The following is a 21,875-nucleotide window of genomic DNA, read 5'->3' as shown; positions in this document are numbered from 1 at the left end:
CAGATGTGGTCGGCGAACCAATCGCACTGCAACAGGAAAGTATCTCTTTATGGCAGGATGCTTGGATTCGTTTAAAAGGTAACAAAGTAGCTATGTTTAGCTTAGGAACATTGATCGTTATCATTTTGGCTTCAATCGTTGGACCAATGATCTCTGCTTTTAACTATTACTCTAATGATTTGATGAATACGAATAAAGCGCCTTCTAGTGTTCACTGGTTCGGTACAGATAACCTTGGACGTGATATGTGGGTTCGTACCTGGATGGGTGCACGAATCTCTCTTATTGTAGGTTTGGCAGCAGCAGCAATTGACTTAATCATCGGTATTATTTATGGTGGGATCATGGGTTACTTTGGTGGCCGTGTAGATACTATCATGAATAAATTCTCAGAGATTCTTTATTCTATTCCTTACTTGCTAGTTGTTATTCTATTATTGGTTGTATTTGAGCCAGGTTTGGGAACAATTATCGTTGCTTTGACGGTAACAGGTTGGATTACAATGTCCTGGATCGTCCGTGGTGAAATTATGCAGCTGAAAAGTAGAGACTTTGTACTAGCAGCACGTTCTATGGGTGCAAGTGCTGGACGTCAATTGTTCAAACATCTTTTGCCTAATGCTTTGGGTCCTATTATCGTTACTGTAACTCTTTCTGTACCAAGTGCTATCTTCTCTGAAGCATTTTTGAGTTTCTTGGGTCTAGGTGTACAGGCTCCTGTCGCTTCATTGGGTTCAATGATCAATGATGCATTAACAGGATGGAACTTGTATCCTTGGCGTATGTGGTTCCCAGCTTCTCTAATCTGTTTGACAATGCTTGCATTTAACTTGCTAGGCGACGGTCTTAGAGACGCTTTGGATCCAAAATTGAGAAAATAAAATCTATAGGAGGTGGAACAAGTGGAGAAAATCTTAACAGTAAAGAATTTAAGCGTATCCTTTCAAACGCGTGCTGGTGAATTTGATGCGGTAAAAGATGTCAATTTTGAAATTGGCAAAGGCGAAACGCTAGGTATTGTTGGGGAATCCGGTAGTGGTAAGAGTGTAACAGCTCAAACCATTATGCGTCTGATTCCTTCTCCGCCTTCTAAGATCAAAAGTGGAGAGATTGAATTCCTAGGTCAAAGTCTACTTGCTAAAACCGATAAGCAAATGGAAGCTATTCGTGGTAAAGATATCGGAATGATTTTCCAGGATCCGATGACTTCCTTGAATCCAACCATTAAAGTGGGTAAACAAATTACTGAAGTATTGCGTAAACATCAAAACATGTCTTCTTCTCAAGCAAAAGAAAGTGCGCTTGAAATGTTACGACTGGTAGGTATCAAAAATTCTGATGTTCGTTTTAATCAATATCCTCACCAATTCTCTGGTGGTATGCGCCAACGTGCGATGATTGCAATCGCTCTAGCTTGTCGTCCATCTTTGCTAATTGCGGATGAGCCTACAACAGCACTAGACGTAACGATTCAAGCTCAGATCCTTGATCTGATGAAAGATATGCAACAAAAATTGGGTACTTCGATCATTTTGATTACCCATGACCTTGGTGTAGTAGCAGGTATGTGTGATCGCGTGGTTGTTATGAAAGAAGGCGATGTTGTTGAAACAGGAACAACAGCTGAAATTTTCAAAAACCCTCAACATCCATATACACAACGTTTGCTAAATGCTTTGCCACGCTTGGATGAGCCTAAAAAACCTAAATTAGCTTCTGCTAAACTTAATCTTGATCCACGTAAACCGTTGGTTGAAGTGAAAGGATTGAAACAGCATTTCAATTTAGGTAAAGGTAATATTCTTAAAGCGGTTAACGATATTAGCTTCAACATCTACGAAGGTGAGACATTAGGCGTAGTAGGAGAATCCGGTTGTGGTAAGTCAACAACAGGACGTACGATTCTTCGTCTGTATGAACCAACAGGTGGTAGTGTGAAGTTTAACGGAACAGACATTTATGATCTGTCTCCACGCAAAATGAAAAACATGCGTAAAGATATGCAAATGATTTTCCAAGATCCGTATGCTTCATTGAACCCGCGTTTTAATATTATGGACATCATCGGTGAGTCTCTAGACATTCATGGTCTGGTGAATAGCCGTGCTGAACGTAAAAAACGTGTAGAAGAATTGCTCGATATGGTAGGCTTGAATCCAAGTCATGCGCTTCGTTATCCGCATGAATTCTCTGGTGGTCAAAGACAACGTATCGGGATTGCACGTGCATTGGCTGTAGATCCTAAATTTATTATTTGTGATGAGCCATTGTCTGCTTTGGACGTATCGATTCAAGCACAGATTGTTAAATTGTTGGAAGAATTGCAACAACGTCTTGGTTTGACGTATTTGTTTATTGCGCATGATTTATCAATGGTAAAACATATCAGTGACCGTGTAGCTGTTATGTATATGGGTAAAATTGTAGAATTGGCTGAAAGTGAAGAACTTTATGCAAATCCTCTACATCCTTACACCAAAACATTGCTATCTGCGATTCCAATTCCTGATCCTGAAGTGGAAGCAAATAAACGTAGAATCTTATTGCCTGAAGAACATCTTGCAGCTTCTCAAGAAGCAGCAGCCACTTTGGCAGCTAAAGATCCGTTTAATTTGGAAAATTCTCAGTTGATCGAAGTGTCTGAAGGTCACTGGGTATCTCAACCTTCTGCTTAATCCATGTGTTCGAACCTGTAAACCGCCATTTATTGGCGGTTTTTTGGTTGTTACTAAAAATATTTAAATATTTTAAGAATAGCTTTTGACTAAACAGTACTAACTTCGTTACAATCAAATAAGATTTAATAAGTTACGATTAGTAACAATCAAAAGCAATAGCGATGAGGAGGACTTCACCCCATGAATGTGATTCCGGAGAGCCTACCCGCGAATCAGCCGCTCGCTGAGCGGTACATCAATGATTTTGCATCGGTAAGCAGTTTGTATAATATGAATGTCTCTGATCCACAAACATGGATCAAACGCGCAGAATGGCTAGATCAGAGTAAGCACTCCCGGATCGAACGTGGAGCCTTAGTTGACTGCCTAACCATATATAACCGTCAGTATAATAATCATGAAGCGGTACAGCAGTCTTTAGAAGCCTTACGGACAGAAGAAGCACTTGTGATGGTAGGTGGACAACAAAGTGGTCTATTTACAGGACCTTTATTGGTCATTTACAAAGTGATCACATTGTTAACGTCTGCGCGTGAAGCTTCAAATCGCCTACAACGTCCAATTGTTCCTGTATTTTGGATTGCAGGTGAAGATCATGACTGGGATGAAGTCAATCATACGTATCTACCTGATCAAGACGGAGCAGCTGTCAAAATTCGTTTGGATCATGAACGTGGTGGACATTCACCAGTAAGCCGTACATTTATCAATGAGCTCAATACCGAACATATTTTGAATCAATTTGAGAGTCTGTTGCCAGATACTGCAAATAAAAATCAGTGGACACAGACATTACGAAATATTATGGAACAAGCGACTGATCTGAGTAGTGCTTTTGCTCAGCAATTGGGTCAATTATTTGGACGTTTCGGATTAGTGTTAATGGATTCCGATGATGCAGCTATTCGTCGTCTAGAAATCCCTGTATTTCGTCAATTGATAGAACATAATGATGCATTGACTCAAGCATATGTCGCTGCTGCTGAGCAAGTAAGGCAGTATGGCTATGAAGAACAAGCTACTGTCGATGAAGAAAGTGCTAATTTGTTCTATATCCATAGTGATGAAGTGTATACCAATGAACGATTATTATTATTTAAGCGAAATGGTTTATTTACTGATCGCAAAGGATTAGTTGTATTTACCAAACAAGAGTTGTTAACATTATTGGAACAACACCCTGAACGATTCAGTAATAATGTGTTAACACGTCCTTTGATGCAAGATTCATTATTCCCTGTACTTAGTACCATTTTGGGAACAGGCGAGATTGCATACTGGGCTTTAACCAAACAAGCATTTCCTGTATTAAATATGCAAATGCCTCCGATCGTTCCTAGGATGTTATTTACAATGGTGGAAGAAAAGGTTAAAATTTTGATGCAACAGTATCAGTTAACTTTTGATGATGTAAGACAACGGTTTGATGATATTCGTCAGACGTGGTTAAGTGAGCAAGAAGATTATCATTTGGAAAAACGATTCACTACATTCCGTGAGCAATTTCAACAATTGTATGCACCTTTTGTAGATTCTTTACGTGAGATCGATCCTTCATTACCGCATCTAGGAGAAACTACTCAACATAAAATTGATTTGCAAATTGATTATTTGTATCGCAAAAGTCAGAATGCAATAGCACGTCAACATCAGACTGGATTACAGCGTCTAGATCGTATTGCTTATGCTTTATATCCGTTTGGTAAGCCACAAGAACGTACGATCAACAGCTATTACTATCTAGGACGTTACGGAGAGCGCTGGATTGATCAATTGTTAACACTTGAACCTGATTTTAATGGTTCACATCGCCTTGTTTATTTATAAAATAACGCTGGATATCTATTTCAACCAACAAAGGAGAACTGTACAATGACATCATCTATTCAAGCAAGTATTGTTGCCGATATGGCACTTGCTCCTGAGGGACATCTTAAAATTGATTGGGCATCTTCCCATATGCCGGTATTGAATCGTATTCGAGCAGAATTTGAAAGAGATTTGCCTTTCAAAGGATTGAATGTAACGATCTGTTTACACTTAGAGGCTAAAACAGCATACTTAGCTAAAGTTATTCAGGCCGGTGGAGCTAATGTAACCATTACAGGTAGCAATCCCTTGTCTACACAAGATGATGTATGTGCAGCTTTGGTGGAAGACGGTATTACCGTATTTGCGAAATATAATCCAGGTGTAGAAGAATATAAAAGTTTGAACTTAAAAGCATTAGAAGCGAAGCCAGATCTGATTATCGATGATGGTGGCGACCTGATTACTTTCTTATATGGAGAACGTCCTGATTTGTTATCGACGATCCGTGGTGGCGCAGAAGAAACAACAACAGGGATTATTCGTCTAAAAGCATTACAAAAAGAAGGAACATTGAAAATTCCGATGGTTGCTGTTAATGATGCGTACTGTAAACATCTATTCGATAACCGTTATGGAACAGGTCAATCAGCATTTGACGGCATTATTCGTACAACCAATTTGATTATTGCAGGTAAAACAGTCGTGGTAGTAGGTTATGGCTGGTGTGGTAAAGGTATAGCGATGCGTGCTAAGGGTTTGGGTGCAAATGTTATCGTTACCGAGGTTGACCCAATCAAGGCAGTAGAAGCACATATGGACGGCTTTGGTGTGATGCCGATGAATGAAGCGGCTAAGCATGGTGACTTCTTTATCACAGTAACCGGAAATAAAAGCGTTATTGCTGGCGAACATTACGATGTAATGAAAGATGGCGCAGTCATTGCGAACGCTGGGCATTTTGACGTTGAAGCTAACAAACCTGATTTGGCAGCTCGTTCCCAATCGATTCGTACAGTTCGTAAAAATATCGAAGAATACAAATTAACAGATGGACGCCGCATTTATTTATTAGCAGAAGGTCGTTTAGTTAACTTGGGAGCAGCAGATGGTCATCCTGTTGAAATTATGGATATGACTTTTGCTCTACAAGCAGTAGGTCTTCGTTATGTAAGTGAAAACTATGAACAACTGGAAGCAGGCGTTATTAGTGTTCCTTATGAACTGGATGAGCAAGTAGCGCGTTTCAAATTAGAAAGTCTAGGTATTCATATCGATACATTAACTGAAGAACAAAAATTGTATCTAGATAGCTGGTCATAATAATTCGATTTAGCTTAGTGCTTTAAAATTAAAATAAAAGTTACTCATGCATAATAAAAAGGGCTGATTTTTCCGATAAAGAGAAATCAGTCCTTTTTTGCGCCTATTTTTGCAAATGAAATGGCTGATTTACATAAAACAAATTTTTTCAGTATTTTTCTAAAAAATAATGATATAAAAAAAGGATTTTGATTTTCTGCGTCGAATCTATTATGCTTATGGTAGTGGTGGATAGTGGGACAAAGTGGGAGACTATGGTTTAGAGGAGTGAAACGTCAATGTTTATGGGAGAATTTCAACATAGCATTGATGAAAAAGGTCGGATTATTATTCCAGCCAAATTTCGCGAATTACTCGGAACTTCATTTGTAGTCACCCGCGGATTGGATCATTGTCTATTCGTCTATCCTATGGAGGAGTGGTCCCTCCTTGAGCAAAAGCTCAAATCTCTACCGCTGATGAAAGCGGATGCCCGTGCATTTAGTCGTTTTTTCTTCTCCGGTGCAACCGAAGTCGAATGGGACAAGCAGGGCAGAATCAATCTGCCAGGAAATTTACGGCAGTACGCCAAGCTCGAAAAAGAGTGTGTTATTATTGGCGTCTCGAATCGGGTAGAGATTTGGAGTAAAGAAACATGGTCAGAATATTGTGATCATTCTGAACAATCTTTTAATGAAATTGCAGAAAAGCTGGTTGATTTTGATTTCGACCTGTAATCGTCCGGGAGGTTTACATCTTGTTTCATCACATCACAGTATTAAAAGAAGAAGCCACAAAAGCACTTCAGGTTAAGCCTGATGGTATTTACGTTGACTGCACACTCGGGGGAGCTGGTCATAGTTCAGTCATTGCTGCTGAATTAGGAGCAGGCGGAAGACTGATCGCTTTTGATCAAGACGATACGGCACTTGCCAATGCGAAAATAGTACTTGCACCTTATGAAGATCGTGTAACGTTGATCAAAAGCAATTTCCGTCAATTGGAAGAGTCGCTATTGGCAGCAGGAGTACCGGTCAAAGATGGAGTTCCGCAAGTAGATGGCATTTTATTCGATCTTGGTGTTTCTTCACCTCAATTTGACGACGGTGACAGAGGATTCAGCTATAACCATGATGCAACTTTGGATATGAGAATGGATCAATCTGCCGAACTCACAGCCAAAACTATAGTGAATACCTGGCCGGAAGAAGAAATCGCCCGCATTTTATATCGATATGGGGAAGAAAAATTTTCAAGACGGATTGCTAAAGTGATCGTTGCCAAGCGAAGTATCCAGCCGATTGAAACAACGGGGGAACTGGCTGAGCTTGTCAAAGAAGGCATTCCAGCGGCAACAAGACGAACAGGGGGACATCCTGCGAAACGGAGTTTTCAAGCACTTCGTATTGCTGTCAATGATGAATTGGGCGCTTTTGAAGAAGCTCTTCATCAAGCAATACGTTGTCTAACGCCAGGAGGAAGAGCGGCGGTTATCACGTTCCATTCTTTAGAAGATCGTATTTGCAAACAAATTTTTGCAGAATACGTGGAGAAAAACGTCTCACCACCTGGTTTTCCGGTCTATGTCAGTACTGGTGGAGAACTAAAATTGATCAATCGCAAACCAATCCTTCCTTCGGAAGAAGAATTGGAAGAGAATTCGCGTGCAAAGTCGGCCAAACTGCGTGTTGCCGAAAAGGTGGAAAAACCAACGAAAACTTAATTTAGAGGAGACGGATCAATGGCTTATACGCGCGGCAATCTAGCTGTCAAAGAACAATCGGCTGAAAAAGCGGCTCGACGATATCGTGAAACGACCAAAGTAGTTGTACGTCGTAGCGCGCTTCCAACGAAAGAAAAGCTGCTTTATTTGATGACTATTATTTTTTGTGCGACAGTAGCAAGTGTAATTGTTTTTCAATATGCACATATCTATGAAGTGAACAAAAATATTCAAAGTATGGATAGTGAAACGGCAAGTATTGAAAAGCAAACAACACAAAATGAAATTCGCAAATATTCGTTACAAGATCAAATTGTTGAACGTGCCACTGCTCTAGGTTACATAGAGCCTACGGATACAGCTCCAATTCAAGTATCCCGGGTAAAGGGAACAGAAGCAACAACCTCGACGACGGATGAGACACAAGGCAAGTAAACGGGGGAACCAACAGTGAATAAGAGAATAAAACTTCGTACTTTATTTATAGGGGGATGTATTACCCTCTTTTTTGCTGTACTGATTACTAAAGTATTTTGGCTACAAGTTGTTCAATCAGGTGATTGGACGGATAAAGCAATTAACCAGTGGACAGCCAACAGTAATATTTCGGCTAAGCGTGGTACGATTACAGACCGTAATGGTAATGATCTGGCAATGGATGCTCCAGCTTATAATGTTGCCCTTAATCCTAGAGTTATTGATAAGTATGGGATTAAAGGCGATGTTGTAAGTCAACTTCACGCTATACTTGGCACAGATGAAACAGAAATTGAAAAGCAAGCCACTTCTGTATTAACCAGTGGAGATGAAATAGGTCAACTTCGTACGTGGCGTGAACTTAATTCAGGTGGTCGTCTAATCGATCAAGAAAAAGCAGATCAAATTAACGCTTTTATTAAGCAGTTGAAAGAAAAAACGGGACAAAAATGGGATGTAGGCGTTTATTTAAGTGCTGATTCCAAACGGTATTATCCTAAAAATGAATTAGCAGCTCATGTTATTGGTTATACGAATAAAGATGGTAATGCAGTTGCAGGAATTGAAGCTTATTACGATGAAAAGCTTAAAGGTACAGACGGTCATATTCAATATCTTCGTGATAAACAAGGAGATAAATTACCTGATTCCAAAGATGTCTATACTCCTGCTAAAAATGGAGATAATCTAACGTTAACGATTGATGAGACGATTCAGTATTATATTGAACAAGCTATGAAAGATGCTTATGAACAATTGAAACCTGAAAGTATCACTGTGATTGCAGCAGATCCTAATACGATGGAAATTCTAGGTATGGCAAATATGCCAACTTTTAATCCTAATAAGTTTAATGAAGTGACTGATCCTAAAGATTTCCGTAATTTGGCTGTCAAAGCGATCTATGAACCAGGTTCAACATTTAAAATTGTTACGCTCTCAGGAGCAGTACAAGAAAATCTGTTTAATCCTAATGCTACGTATCAATCCGGTTCTATTCAAGTAGGACGCACCACACTGCATGACTTGAATCATAGTGGCTGGGGAACGATTAGTTACTTAGAAGGTCTAAAACGTTCAAGTAATGTAGCTTTTGTTAATCTTGGTTATAAGATGCTTGGTGCAGAACGTTTGCGTAAATATATTGATGCTTTTGGATTCGGAGAACAGACAGGAATAGAAACGCCTGGTGAAGCTAAAGGGGCTATCAATTTCCATCCTAATATCCCGACAGAAGTAGCAACAGCAGCTTACGGTCATGGGTTGGTGCAAGTTACACCTATTCAACAGTTAGCAGCGATCTCAGCAGTAGCGAATGGCGGGAAATTATTAACACCGCATTTAGTCAAATCGATTACAGATCCCAATACAGGTGTTACTGAAAATACACAGACTAAAGTCGTTCGTCAAGTGATTGACTCGGCAACTTCTGAAAAAGTACGTGGTTATTTGGAACAAGTGGTTTCGGATCAAGACATCGGAACAGGTCGTCATGCTTATATTGACGGTTATCGTGTTGCAGGTAAAACAGGTACAGCTGTTAAAGTTATCAATGGTAAATATGATTATACGAAGCAAGTGGTATCTTTTGTAGGGTTTGCACCTGCTAATGATCCTAAGATCGCTATGATCGTGGTGATTGACCAACCGTCAGATTCGAAGCTAGGCGGAGGTACAGCAGCGGCTCCTGTATTTAAAAAAATAGTGAGCCAAGTATTACCTTATATGGGTATTTCCAAAGTGTTTGATGATGGTGAAACCAAACCTAAAGCAGAAGTTGCTTCTAAAAAACTCATGGCTTCATATACGGCTCCTACACTAACAGGTAAAATGCTTACAGATGCGAAGAAAAAATTGCTTGCTGATGGTATTTCATATACAACTGTCGGTTCAGGAACGAAAGTAGTCAAACAATATCCTGCCAGTGGAGTAGCAATGACAGGTGGACAAACTATTTATTTGATGACAGAAGATCCCACCAAAATGAGTATTCCTGATCTAAAAGGAGAATCACTGCGTGATGCATTACAAATTCTATCGCTGATGAAAGTAGAAGTCACAGCGACAGGCGAAGGGTATGTATCTGAACAAGTAGAGGCTTCTAGTGGGGGGAGACGATCTGTGACGCTTACTCTTAAATCTGCGCGAGCAACAGTAACAGGTGTAGATGATACAGAAGAAGATCCAGCAACTTCGGAAGAAGCAACAACGCCGAAAGACGGAGAAACCGATGGCAAAGCAACTTCAGAAGGATCGTCAACAGATAAAGAAACTTCTACTGATCCGAAGGCTACTGACTCCAAAGATCCAACAACTTCGGATACTCAAACAGATTCAAGTACTACAGAGGGTAAAACCGGAAGTAGTACATCTGAAAGTAGTGCTAATCAAAATCCTGCAAGCAGTCTAGAAATTCCAGAGCCTACAGGTGCGCCTACGAATTAATGTAATCTACGATCACCCGGCATAATCAGAAAAGATAGAGTGCAAGTGGCTCTATCTTTTGTCTGCTATTTGTCGGGTATCGTTATTAATATTTAGAAAAGAGGTAAAACTATGCTTTTGTCAGAAGCAGCACATCTGCTGATCACGTCTCAGGTGCTAGGTGATGTTCACACAAAAATATCCGGTATGGAGATTGATTCTCGCAAAGTGAAGTCAGGTGATCTGTTTATCTGTCTGCCTGGTTTTACAGTCGATGGACATGATTATGCAGCTCAAGCGATTCAAAAAGGGGCTATTGCTCTAGTCGTAGAACGTCGACTGGAACTGGACATTCCTCAATTGCTAGTCAGTAGTTGTCGTCATGCTATGGTTGTATTATCCGACCATTTTTATAATCATCCAAGTAGAGCACTAACGATGATAGGAATTACAGGGACTAATGGCAAAACCACAACTTCTTATCTGATTGAGCGTATTATGAATGATGCTCATATCAATACAGGGTTAATTGGAACGATAGAAATGCGTTATAACGGCAAAGCTACACCTATGCCTCGTACAACGCCAGAAGCATTAGAATTGCAACGTTTGTTACATGAAATGGTGCAATCAGATGTGAAAAGTTGTGTAATGGAAGTATCTTCTCACGCTCTAGAGCAAGGTAGAGTCAAAGGTACAGATTACCGTACAGCTATTTTTACCAATATAAGTCAAGACCATCTGGATTATCATGAGACGATGGAAGAGTACATTGCAGCCAAAGGGCTGTTTTTTGCACGTTTGGGGAACCGTTATGAAATAGATCCTGCAAAGCGTAAATATGCGGTGTTGAATAACGATGATCCTGCCGCTGAGTATTTCCGTAAAATTACAGCAGCAGATGTGATTACATATGGGGTCGATCATCCTGCAGATGTACATGCGTCAGAGATCCGAATTACCTCTCAAGGTACGACGTTCCAATTGGATACATTTAAAGGCAATACAGAGATGACTCTGAAAATGGTCGGTAAATTCAATGTCTATAATGCTCTAGCTGCGATCACAGCCGCTCTGATCGAAGATATATCGTTAGAACAGATTAAGCTGAGTCTAGAACAGATTGCCGGTGTAGATGGACGTGTAGAGTCTGTAGATGAAGGTCAGCCTTTCGCAGTGATCGTAGATTACGCTCATACACCGGATGGATTAGAAAATGTGTTGCGTACTATCAATGAATTTGCAGAAGGTAAGATTATTACTGTCTTTGGTTGTGGTGGTGATCGTGATCGTACCAAACGTCCTTTGATGGGACAGATTGCCGCTAAATATAGTGATTATGTATGGATCACTTCAGACAATCCTCGTACAGAAGATCCAGCAGCAATTCTTGAAGATATTCAAAAAGGACTACAAGAACATCATGTGGCTACAGAAAAATATGAATGTATGATTGATCGCAAGCAAGCGATAGAAAAAGCGGTTGAAATGGCGATGCCAGGAGATGTAGTATTGATTGCGGGCAAAGGTCATGAGACATACCAGATTATCGGTCAACAAACATTAGATTTTGATGATCGCCTGGTAGCCAAAGAAGCGATAAGGGGTCTTAACAAGTGATAAATACAACACTCGGTCAAATAGCCGATATATGTGGTGGACAACTTCAAGGTTCATCAGATACCTGTTTAGAAGGCGTTAGTATTAACTCCCGTCAGTTGGTTCAAGGCGGATTATTTGTTCCTATTGTCGGTGAAAAATTTGATGGACATGAATTTGTGACATCTGCGTTGACAGAAGGAGCATTAGGTTCATTATGGCAAGAAGATCATGGCACTCCACCGTCTGGAAATATTGTGATCGTGAAAGACACGCTACAAGCACTACAACAGCTTGCAGAAGCTTACGTACAACAAACAGGTGTTAAAGTAGTAGGTATTACTGGATCTAATGGCAAAACAACCACTAAAGATATCGTTTATGCTTTGCTTGCAGAAGCATACCGTGTTCATAAAACAGAAGGAAATTTCAATAATCATATTGGACTCCCTTTAACTATACTAGCTATGCCTAAAGATACCGAAATCTTAATTTTGGAAATGGGTATGAGTGGACGTGGCGAGATTGAGTTGCTATCGAATATCGCTCATCCAGAGACAACGATTATTACCAATATCGGTGAATCGCATCTTCAACAGTTAGGAAGTCGAGAAGAAATCGCTCGTGCTAAATTAGAGATTGTCAGTGGACTACGTGCAGACGGACTGCTTGTGTATTTGGGTGATGAACCTTTACTCAAACAAATTCTGTCAGAATCAGCATTTGAGCAAAAAGAAATGAACAAAATAACATTTGGACTGGATCATACTAATAATGTATATCCAACAGGTGTCATGTTTCAGGGGAAAAGTACTGTTTTCACAACAAATAGTGAATCTGATGAAGCATGGACATTACCTTTACTAGGCATGCATAATGTGATCAATGCTTTAGCTGCAATCACTGTAGCTCAACATTATCAAGTCACTCCTGAACAGATTCGTCAAGGCTTATCCAAGCTACAACTGACAGGGATGAGAATTGAAATCATTCAGGGACGTAATGGTATAACATTGTTAAACGATGCTTATAACGCTAGCCCGACTTCAATGAAAGCTGCAATCGATGTACTGGGCAATCTTAAAGGGTATCAGCGTAAAATTGCAGTACTTGGAGATATGTTAGAGTTAGGCGAAGACGAAGCGATCTATCATCAAGAAGTAGGTCAATATATTGATGGACAAGCAGATATTTTGTTTACGTATGGTGAGCTTGGACAACAGATTGCCGAAGGAGCAGCTAAAGTATTAGAAGCTTCTCAGATTCATTCTTATCTGTCCAAGCAAGAACTGATCAACGATTTATTACAAATAGCACAGGACAAAGATGCTATTTTGTTCAAAGCATCTCGTGGCATGAAGTTAGAAGAGGTCGTACAGGCGCTGATGCCTGATTCAACAAGTAACGCAAAGGCGCTGGAGGAGTAAAACGACATGGATTTTCGAATATTATTTTTAACAGCAGGAGTTTCATTTGTATTAGCAGTTATTGCTGCACCGCTTCTGATTCCGGTATTACGCCGTATGAAGTTTGGACAGCAAGTACGTGATGACGGGCCACAGAGTCATTTGAAAAAAGCAGGCACGCCGACTATGGGCGGTATTATTATTATGATTGCTTTTACATTAGCGTACGTGAAATTTTCTGTAGTGGATACGAACTTTTGGGTGTTATTGGTAGCCACACTCGGATTCGGATTAGTTGGATTTTTGGATGATTTTATCAAAATCGGCTTGGAGCGTTCACTTGGATTAACAGCGAAGCAGAAGTTGTTTGGACAGTTGTTATTTTCTGCAATTGTTTGTTATATTTTGATCCAAAGCGGACACAGTACAGCATTAGGTATTCCAGCGACATCGTTCTCATTTGATTGGGGTCCTTGGTTCTACTATCCATTTATCGTTATTATGTTGCTGGCAATTAGTAATGCAGTTAACTTTACGGATGGATTGGACGGATTGTTATCAGGTGTAAGTGCAATCGCATTTGCTGCATATGCAGTGGTAGCTGTTCAAGCAACTTCACCTGCGGCGGCTGTATGTGCAGCAGCCATGATCGGTGCTGTAATTGGATTCCTAATTTTTAATATGCATCCGGCTAAAGTATTTATGGGTGATATGGGTTCTTTAGGAATCGGTGGAGCTATTGGTGGTATAGCGATTGTAACTAAAAGCGAATTGCTATTTTTAATTATCGGAGCTGTTTTTGTTATTGAACTGCTATCTGTTGTGATACAAGTGGTATCCTACAAAACAAGAAACGGTAAGCGAGTCTTTAAAATGGCGCCTATTCATCATCATTTTGAATTGTCAGGTTGGTCAGAATGGCGCGTCGTGACTACATTCTGGGCGGTTAGTCTAGTATTAGCTGTAATCGGCATCTACTTGAGCAAGGGGTTGTAATATATGAATGATCCTGAGACATATCGTGGACAAGAAGTCATCGTTATCGGATTAGCGAGAAGCGGTGTAGAAGCAGCCAAAGCTTTGCATCGTTTAGGAGCGATCGTAACTGTTAATGATTTGAAACCAAGAGAACAATCACCAGAAGCAGCAGAATTAGAAGCGTTGAATATTCAAGTGATTTGTGGAGGACATCCAGAAGGATTGATTCATTCGGGTATCACTTTAATGGTCAAAAATCCAGGGATTCCGTATACAGCTCCTCCGATCAAGCAAGCGCTAGATCTAGGCATAGAAGTGATTACCGAAGTGGAATTAGCTTATCGTATTTCGGATGTGCCTATGATTGGGATTACAGGCTCAAACGGCAAAACAACGACAACAACATGGGTCGGTAAAATGCTTGAAGATAATCAATTACATCCTATTGTAGGTGGGAATATTGGAATTCCTTTATGTGAAGCTGTAAGTGAAGCTCAGCCAGAGAACTGGATCGTAGCCGAATTAAGTAGCTTTCAATTAAAAGGAACGACTGATTTCAATCCCAAAATTGCTTGTTTGTTGAATGTAGCTGAGACGCATTTGGATTATCATGGTTCAATGGATGATTATGTGTCTTCTAAACGTAAGATTTTTGCAAATCAAGGCAAAGACGATACAGCCATCATTAACTGGGATGACAGTTACTGTCGTAGTCTTGTGCCTTATATTCAAGCAGGTACTTTGATTCCATTTTCCATTACAGAGAATCTGGGGAATTATATAACAGCAGCAAAACAGAAATCATCAACGGATTCAGCATTAACAGCAGGATTGTATGTATCTCCTGCTTATATTCCAGAAATGGAAGATGATTTACCACGTACGATGATGTATTGTGATCAAGATGGAGAAGTAGCTATCTTGCCTGTTAGTGAACTGGGTATCAAAGGTCGTTATAATATCGAAAATGCGTTAGCTGCTTGTGCAATAGCAATTGCTGCGGGTTGTCTACCGCAAAATCTTGCAGATTCACTACGTGATTTTCGTGGCGTGGAACATCGCTTAGAATATGTACAGGATCACAATCAGGTACAGTATTATAATAATTCCAAAGCAACCAATGCAAAAGCGACCATGATGGCATTATCTGCGTTTCAAGATAAAGGTATTGTCTTAATTGCGGGTGGACTGGATCGTGGTTCTGATTATATGGATTTGCTACCTGTATTTCAGCAACAAGTTAAAGCATTAGTGGTGTTAGGACAGACTCGCCACAAATTAGCTAAAGTTGCAGAACTGGCAGGTATTAGCCAAGTGAAGATTATCGAAGAATCAGAGCAAGCTAACTTAGCTATCAAGCAAGCTGTAGAACAAGCAGCAGCGCTTGCTGAAGCAGAGGATATTGTCTTATTGTCTCCTGCCTGTGCAAGTTGGGATATGTTCTCTTCGTATGAAGAACGTGGAAATGCGTTTAAAAAAGCAGTACATCAATTATAGAATGGATTGTATAGACTAGCTTAAATAAGGCTTCTCCTTTACAATAGGTCATTCAGTAAATTAACTTACGAACTTAAATAATGAAATTTGAATCAAGGAGGTGATTTATCATGCGGGTCGTATTGACCGGCGGAGGTACAGGTGGTCATATCTATCCAGCACTTGCGATTGCTCAGCAATGTGAGACCGAAGGATTAGATGCGGAATTTTTGTATATCGGTGGCAAAAGAGGATTGGAAAATAAGATTGTGCCTGAAGAAAAAATCCCTTTTGAAAGTATTGATATTACCGGTTTTAGACGTAAGTTATTTTCATTAGAAAATATTAAAACGATAAATCGCTTCATTCAGGGTGTGAAAACTTCAAAACAGCTGCTTAAAAAATTTAAGCCTGATGTTGTTATTGGAACAGGTGGTTATGTATGTGGGCCAGTAGTTTATGCAGCAGCTAAGCTTAAAATCCCAACGATTGTACATGAACAAAATGCGATTCCAGGATTAACGAATCAATTTTTGAGTGGATATGCAAGTACAGTAGCTGTCAGTTTTCAAGATTCAGTAAATCGATTTCCACGTTCAAAACATGTGATGTTTACAGGGAATCCAAGAGCTACGATGGTGCAAAATGCCAATCGTGAACGTGGACTTGCTTCATTGGGTCTACCTGCTGATGCACAGATTGTATTAGTCGTTGGAGGTAGTCGAGGTGCTAGAGCATTGGTTGAAGCCATGGTTCAGATTGCTCCTTTACTCAAGCAAAACAATTCATCGATGCACTACGTATTTGTAACCGGTGAGATCTATTATGAAGAAATTCGCGAACGGATTCGGGATGCGGTAGGATCATTTCCTTATTATCTTCACGTACTTCCTTATATTCCGAATATGCCAGAAGTGCTAGCGGCTACTTCGCTATTAGTAGGACGTGCAGGAGCTTCTTCGCTGGCTGAGGTTACATCACTAGGTACACCATCTATATTGATACCGTCACCTAATGTTACCAATAATCATCAAGAAGCCAATGCTTGGGCACTACAAAAAGCAGGTGCGGCTGAAGTATTACTAGAACGTGAGTTAACAGGAGAATCGTTGTTAGCTCGAATAGACAAAGTTATGAGTGATGAAGAGGTTAGACAGAACATGTCCAAAGCAGCAACCAGCTTGGGTACACCTCAATCTGCATTTTTGATTGTTGAAGAAATGAAGCGTTTGTCAGGTGTTCTGTCCCGCTAGAAGGGGGAAGTTAACGAAATGCAGCAGTGGATGAATCTGTTATCCCAGCATGCTGTCGGTCAAGTACTTGTCAATGAACCGTTAGCAAAATATACAACATGGAGAATTGGTGGACCTGCTGATGTACTGGTTATACCTAGCAATCAAGAAGAGCTAAGTACACTGATGACTGTTCTCAAAGAACATCAGATCTCATGGACACAGCTAGGACGTGGCTCCAATCTGTTAGTCGCTGATAAAGGCATTCGTGGAGTCGTCATCAAATTAGGCGAAGGTTTTGATTATGCTACGTTTGAAGAAGATCGTATTATCGCAGGTGCTGCTCATTCCGTAGTTAAGCTTTGTATTTTAGCAGCGAAAAAAGGATTGTCTGGTCTTGAATTTGCCGGCGGTATTCCAGGTTCTGTAGGCGGTGCTGTCTATATGAATGCAGGAGCTCATGGATCAGATACCTCTAAAATTTTGCAGTCTGCTCGTATTGTTCTTCATGATGGTCAAATCGTGACATACAGTGTAGAAGACATGCAATATGCGTATCGTCATTCTATCCTGCAAGAGCAACCTGGAATCGTAGTGGAAGCTTCTTTTCAAATGAAATTAGGCGACCGTACTACGATTATGGCTGAAATGAATACACATAAAGATCGCAGACGTCTTACACAACCATTGCAGCAACCTTCAGCAGGGAGTGTTTTCCGTAATCCACCTGGAGATCACTCGGCTCGCTTGATCGAAGCAGCAGGTCTTAAAGGATATCGAATCGGTGGAGCAGAAATATCGACTCAACATGCTAACTTTATTGTCAATGTGGGACAAAGTACTGCGGCTGATGTATTAGAGTTAATCTCGCATGTGCAACAAGAAGTTGTGAAGCAGTTCGGTATAGAGCTTCAACCGGAAGTTTATCTGATGGGTGAAAAGTAAATAGAGCCGTATACAGCGATAGCTAAAGCACATTTAGGTATTCAGCATTCTGCATGATATAATGACAATGACTTTAATGAATAGAACCTAAAAAAGATTTGTGGAGATCGCTATGGTAAAGCAAAAATTAACTGTTATTCCGAATAACAAATCGACTGGCAATCGCAGACCTTCCTTTAACCCAAAAATGACTCGCAAAACGCGATTGATTATTCTATTATCGCTTATACTGATAATCGTCATCGGAATTGTATTCTGGTTTTCGCCTATTGGTAAAATATCGCAAATCACGTTTAAAGGAAATACATTCACAGCCAAAACAGATTTATTGAATGTAAGTGGATTGGCGAAAGGAAATGCCTTTTTTGGCACATCGGCAATAACAATCGAGAAAAAGCTGTTAACGATTCGTTCGATTGAAGATGCAGAAGTCATTAAGCATTTTCCAGGTCAAATTGATATTACAATCAAAGAGTATCCTGTAGTGGCATATGAACTACAAGATTCCGGAGAACTAACAGCTATCTTGCAAAGTGGAGCTTTAGTACGAGCCGATACACGCGGAGTTGCTGTGGAGAAGCCAGTGCTTACAGGTTGGAATGATTTCGAAGCGCAGAAAGTACAATTGTGCAAAGTATTAGGGACGATTCCTAACGAGTTGTCTTCTGATATTTCTGAGATTAGTCCATCACCAACGCCTTCTTTTCCAGACCGAATCAAAATCTATACACGTTCTCGCTTTGAAGTGATCACAAGTGTGTCACTTTTGGCTGATAAAGTAGAGTATTTAAATCAGGTTATCGAGACTCAACCACCAGGTGTGATTACGATGCTTGAAGCCGATGCATATACTCCTTTTAATCCAGAAGACGTAGCAGAGCAGGAAGTTGCACCTTAGGATTTGACCGTTTGTAACTCATAAATACGAACGTTTTGTAAAATCATATCGATACAATACTTTCTGCAATGACCGAAAGATGCTAGAATGAAAGTTGTAGATATTAAAGTTTTGTAAACTTTTAAAAATTTATGACGAAAATAGCTGACCTGATCCTTTTTTCTTCAACCTTTTTATAATGCAAACCAGTGTTCAAAAAGTTTGGAGAAAAAAGAGGGAAAGCATAGGTAATGTTGAATATTAATGTAGAGAGCAATTTTGGGAACCAATTTATTTCGGAAATTCAATTTCCAACACATAATGGTGTTATTCTTAAGGATTTAGATACATCATTTTTATTACAGGATAGCGGGAGGTGCCTAGGGCTTGAGCAACAATGACATCATTGTTAGTTTGGACATCGGTACATCCAAAGTTCGTGCTATTATCGGGGAAATCAACAATGGAACCTTTAATATTATTGGAGTTGGATCTGCCGACTCGGAAGGAATTCGTAAAGGTGCGATCGTAGATATTGATCAAACTGTACAATCCATCCGTAGTGCTGTTGATCATGCCGAGCGTATGGTCGGCATTCAGATATCTGAAGTTATCGTTGGTATTTCAGGCAATCATATCGGACTTCAAACGAGCCACGGAGTAGTTGCCGTATCCAATGAAGATCGTGAGATTGGTGAAGAAGATATCGAACGTGTATTAAAAGCGGCAGAAGTAATCGCTCTGCCACCAGAACGGGAAATTATTGACGTTGTCGCTAAACAGTACGTGGTTGATGGGTTAGAAGGAATTCAGGACCCGCGCGGAATGATTGGTGTTCGTCTAGAAGTAGAAGCTACGATCATTACAGGAGCCAAAACTTCTATTCATAATCTTCTTCGTTGTGTAGAAAAAGCAGATCTTCGTATTAAGGATCTTGTATTAATCTCTTTAGGTGCAGGTCAATTGGCTTTGTCTAAAGATGAAAAATCAATGGGTTCGATTCTAGTGGATATCGGTGCAGGTTCATCCACGATTGCGATTTTTGAAGAAGGTTCGCTTAAAGCGACATCGACTTTGCCAATCGGGGGAGAGTTTGTCACTAATGATATTGCTTATGGACTACGTACCCTAACAGAACATGCTGAGAAAGTGAAGCTGAAGTATGGCTGTGCTTTGATAGATGATGCTGCTTCTGATGTGGTATTCAAAGTGATGCGTATTGGCAGTAACGTAGACAAAGAATTCACACAACAAGATTTAGCAGCTATTATTGAGCCTCGTGTTGAAGAAATTTTTCAACTGATTCGTCAAGAAGTCACAAGACTCGGTTATCAAGAGCTTGCTGGTGGTTATATACTCACAGGAGGTACAGTTTCAATGCCGGGCGTTTTAGAAGTCGCTCGCGAAGAACTGGCAGCTTCTGTAAGAATAGCAGTTCCTGATTATATTGGTGTACGTGATCCTGCTTATACAAGCGGGGTAGGCATTTTGTATAATGTCATCCGCAATATCCGTGGTGGTGGAAGCACGGCTGGGACTAACAAAAAAGCACCAGCACGTAACAAAACAACCTCGACCCCGGAAAGCAGTGCCAAGCCGGGCTTGATTGAACGGTTAAAAAATATGTTCAGTGAGTTTATATAAGCTAACGTTCTATTTTAAATGGGAACAAGCTATTCATGGACAACGAGGGGGAGATGGGAAAGTATGTTAGAATTTGATTTCGAAATGGAAAGCCTAGCCCAGATCAAAGTCATCGGTGTAGGTGGCGGCGGAAGCAATGCTGTTAACCGTATGATTGAGAATGGTGTTCAAGGCGTGGAATTTATAACGGTTAATACAGATGCTCAAGCATTGCATTTAGCTAAATCTGAACACAAATTGCAAATCGGTGATAAATTGACGCGCGGTTTGGGTGCAGGAGCTAATCCAGATGTAGGTAAAAAAGCAGCTGAAGAATCTCGTGACCTGATCATGAGCACTCTTAAAGGTGCTGATATGGTATTCGTTACCGCAGGTATGGGTGGCGGAACAGGAACAGGTGCTGCACCTGTTATTGCTGAGATCGCTAGAGAATGTGGCGCATTGACAGTCGGTGTAGTCACTCGTCCATTTACTTTTGAAGGACGCAAGCGTTTTTCACAAGCAGAGCTAGGTATTGAAGGATTGAAAGAAAAAGTAGATACATTGATCGTTATCCCTAATGATCGCTTGCTTGAAATTGTTGACAAAAAGACACCTATGTTAGAAGCGTTCCGTGAAGCTGATAATGTATTGCGTCAAGCTGTACAAGGTATTTCTGATCTGATCGCAGTACCAGGACTCATCAACCTTGACTTTGCCGATGTAAAAACAATCATGACTGAGCGTGGTTCAGCATTGATGGGTATTGGTGAAGCAACAGGGGAGAACCGTGCAGCAGAAGCAGCACGTAAAGCGATTATGAGTCCGTTACTTGAAACTTCCATTGAAGGTGCACGTGGTGTGATTATGAACATTACAGGCGGTAATAACCTTTCATTGTATGAAGTTAACGAAGCAGCAGAAATCGTAATTTCAGCATCAGATCCAGAAGTGAATATGATCTTTGGTGCGATTATTGATGAAGATCTGAAAGAAGAGATCAAAGTCACTGTTATCGCAACAGGATTTGAACACAAACCGGCACAACCATTGCCACCAGTACGTCGTCCGTCTCAGCCTGTCGATGAATCTACACCAGCACCAACCAACAATGTAGAAGACAAAGACAAAGCGCCGACATCGCGTCCGTACAACAACACAAATACTACACAACCTAGTGGAGATCAGTTGGATATTCCAACATTCCTACGTAATCGTTCTCGTCACAAAAACGATTAGGTGCTAGCAATATAATGATTATGCGAGGGGCTTGTTTTCTACGGAAAACAGGTCTTTTTCATTTGATTATATATTGAGTTGAATAAT

The 21,875-nt window shown here is 40.3% G+C and carries 17 protein-coding genes; all 17 read left to right on the top strand.

The window, feature by feature from the left end:
• Positions 1-5 precede the first annotated feature (5 nt).
• The 17 genes from PaeCFBP13512_RS01850 to ftsZ all read left to right on the top strand — a co-directional run bounded on the left by PaeCFBP13512_RS01850 (position 6) and on the right by ftsZ (position 21,788).
• Positions 6-881, top strand: a complete 876-nt coding sequence (locus tag PaeCFBP13512_RS01850; RefSeq protein WP_241669252.1) for an ABC transporter permease — start codon at positions 6-8, stop codon at positions 879-881.
• 21 nt (positions 882-902) lie between these two features.
• Positions 903-2,675 carry an ABC transporter ATP-binding protein gene (locus PaeCFBP13512_RS01845; RefSeq protein WP_069329342.1) on the top strand — a complete coding sequence of 591 codons (1,773 nt, stop codon included), beginning with the start codon at positions 903-905 and terminating at the stop codon, positions 2,673-2,675.
• Between the two features lie 183 nt (positions 2,676-2,858).
• On the top strand, positions 2,859-4,505 hold the full coding sequence (gene bshC / locus PaeCFBP13512_RS01840) for a bacillithiol biosynthesis cysteine-adding enzyme BshC (RefSeq protein WP_137220764.1): 1,647 nt from the start codon (positions 2,859-2,861) through the stop codon (positions 4,503-4,505).
• Between the two features lie 45 nt (positions 4,506-4,550).
• Positions 4,551-5,810 carry an adenosylhomocysteinase gene (locus PaeCFBP13512_RS01835; RefSeq protein WP_069329344.1) on the top strand — a complete coding sequence of 420 codons (1,260 nt, stop codon included), beginning with the start codon at positions 4,551-4,553 and terminating at the stop codon, positions 5,808-5,810.
• Between the two features lie 278 nt (positions 5,811-6,088).
• Positions 6,089-6,526, top strand: coding sequence for a division/cell wall cluster transcriptional repressor MraZ (mraZ, locus tag PaeCFBP13512_RS01830; protein ID WP_137220763.1), 438 nt, complete (start codon positions 6,089-6,091; stop codon positions 6,524-6,526).
• A 20-nt stretch (positions 6,527-6,546) separates the two neighbouring features.
• Positions 6,547-7,512 carry a 16S rRNA (cytosine(1402)-N(4))-methyltransferase RsmH gene (gene rsmH / locus PaeCFBP13512_RS01825; protein ID WP_137220762.1) on the top strand — a complete coding sequence of 322 codons (966 nt, stop codon included), beginning with the start codon at positions 6,547-6,549 and terminating at the stop codon, positions 7,510-7,512.
• An 18-nt stretch (positions 7,513-7,530) separates the two neighbouring features.
• Positions 7,531-7,947 carry a hypothetical protein gene (locus tag PaeCFBP13512_RS01820; protein WP_069328947.1) on the top strand — a complete coding sequence of 139 codons (417 nt, stop codon included), beginning with the start codon at positions 7,531-7,533 and terminating at the stop codon, positions 7,945-7,947.
• 15 nt (positions 7,948-7,962) lie between these two features.
• Positions 7,963-10,434, top strand: coding sequence for a penicillin-binding transpeptidase domain-containing protein (locus PaeCFBP13512_RS01815; protein WP_137220761.1), 2,472 nt, complete (start codon positions 7,963-7,965; stop codon positions 10,432-10,434).
• Positions 10,435-10,545: 111 nt separating this feature from the next.
• The gene (locus PaeCFBP13512_RS01810) at positions 10,546-12,033 is read left to right on the top strand and encodes a UDP-N-acetylmuramoyl-L-alanyl-D-glutamate--2,6-diaminopimelate ligase (protein ID WP_137220760.1); all 1,488 of its coding nucleotides are present in this window, start codon (positions 10,546-10,548) and stop codon (positions 12,031-12,033) included.
• A complete protein-coding gene (locus tag PaeCFBP13512_RS01805; protein ID WP_137220882.1) occupies positions 12,033-13,439 on the top strand; it encodes a UDP-N-acetylmuramoyl-tripeptide--D-alanyl-D-alanine ligase in 1,407 nt (468 codons plus the stop codon). Before PaeCFBP13512_RS01810 ends, PaeCFBP13512_RS01805 begins: the two co-directional genes overlap by 1 nt.
• Before the next feature lie 6 nt (positions 13,440-13,445).
• Positions 13,446-14,414 (top strand): phospho-N-acetylmuramoyl-pentapeptide-transferase, encoded by a 969-nt coding sequence (gene mraY / locus PaeCFBP13512_RS01800; RefSeq protein WP_137220759.1) that lies wholly within the window; start codon positions 13,446-13,448, stop codon positions 14,412-14,414.
• A gap of 3 nt (positions 14,415-14,417) precedes the next feature.
• On the top strand, positions 14,418-15,893 hold the full coding sequence (murD, locus tag PaeCFBP13512_RS01795; protein WP_137220758.1) for a UDP-N-acetylmuramoyl-L-alanine--D-glutamate ligase: 1,476 nt from the start codon (positions 14,418-14,420) through the stop codon (positions 15,891-15,893).
• A 110-nt stretch (positions 15,894-16,003) separates the two neighbouring features.
• A complete protein-coding gene (gene murG, locus PaeCFBP13512_RS01790; RefSeq protein ID WP_137220757.1) occupies positions 16,004-17,125 on the top strand; it encodes an undecaprenyldiphospho-muramoylpentapeptide beta-N-acetylglucosaminyltransferase in 1,122 nt (373 codons plus the stop codon).
• An 18-nt stretch (positions 17,126-17,143) separates the two neighbouring features.
• The gene (gene murB / locus PaeCFBP13512_RS01785; RefSeq protein WP_137220756.1) at positions 17,144-18,049 is read left to right on the top strand and encodes a UDP-N-acetylmuramate dehydrogenase; all 906 of its coding nucleotides are present in this window, start codon (positions 17,144-17,146) and stop codon (positions 18,047-18,049) included.
• Positions 18,050-18,161: 112 nt separating this feature from the next.
• Positions 18,162-18,947 carry a cell division protein FtsQ/DivIB gene (locus PaeCFBP13512_RS01780; RefSeq protein WP_137220755.1) on the top strand — a complete coding sequence of 262 codons (786 nt, stop codon included), beginning with the start codon at positions 18,162-18,164 and terminating at the stop codon, positions 18,945-18,947.
• A gap of 366 nt (positions 18,948-19,313) precedes the next feature.
• Positions 19,314-20,570, top strand: a complete 1,257-nt coding sequence (ftsA, locus tag PaeCFBP13512_RS01775) for a cell division protein FtsA (protein WP_137220754.1) — start codon at positions 19,314-19,316, stop codon at positions 20,568-20,570.
• A 63-nt stretch (positions 20,571-20,633) separates the two neighbouring features.
• Entirely contained in the window at positions 20,634-21,788 is a 1,155-nt protein-coding gene (ftsZ, locus tag PaeCFBP13512_RS01770) for a cell division protein FtsZ (protein ID WP_069328956.1), read from the top strand.
• Positions 21,789-21,875: the final 87 nt, after the last annotated feature.

The organism is Paenibacillus sp. CFBP13512, assembly GCF_005233705.1.
GTDB lineage: Bacteria > Bacillota > Bacilli > Paenibacillales > Paenibacillaceae > Saccharibacillus > Saccharibacillus nuruki.
This window is presented reverse-complemented; position numbering and strand designations above follow the sequence as displayed.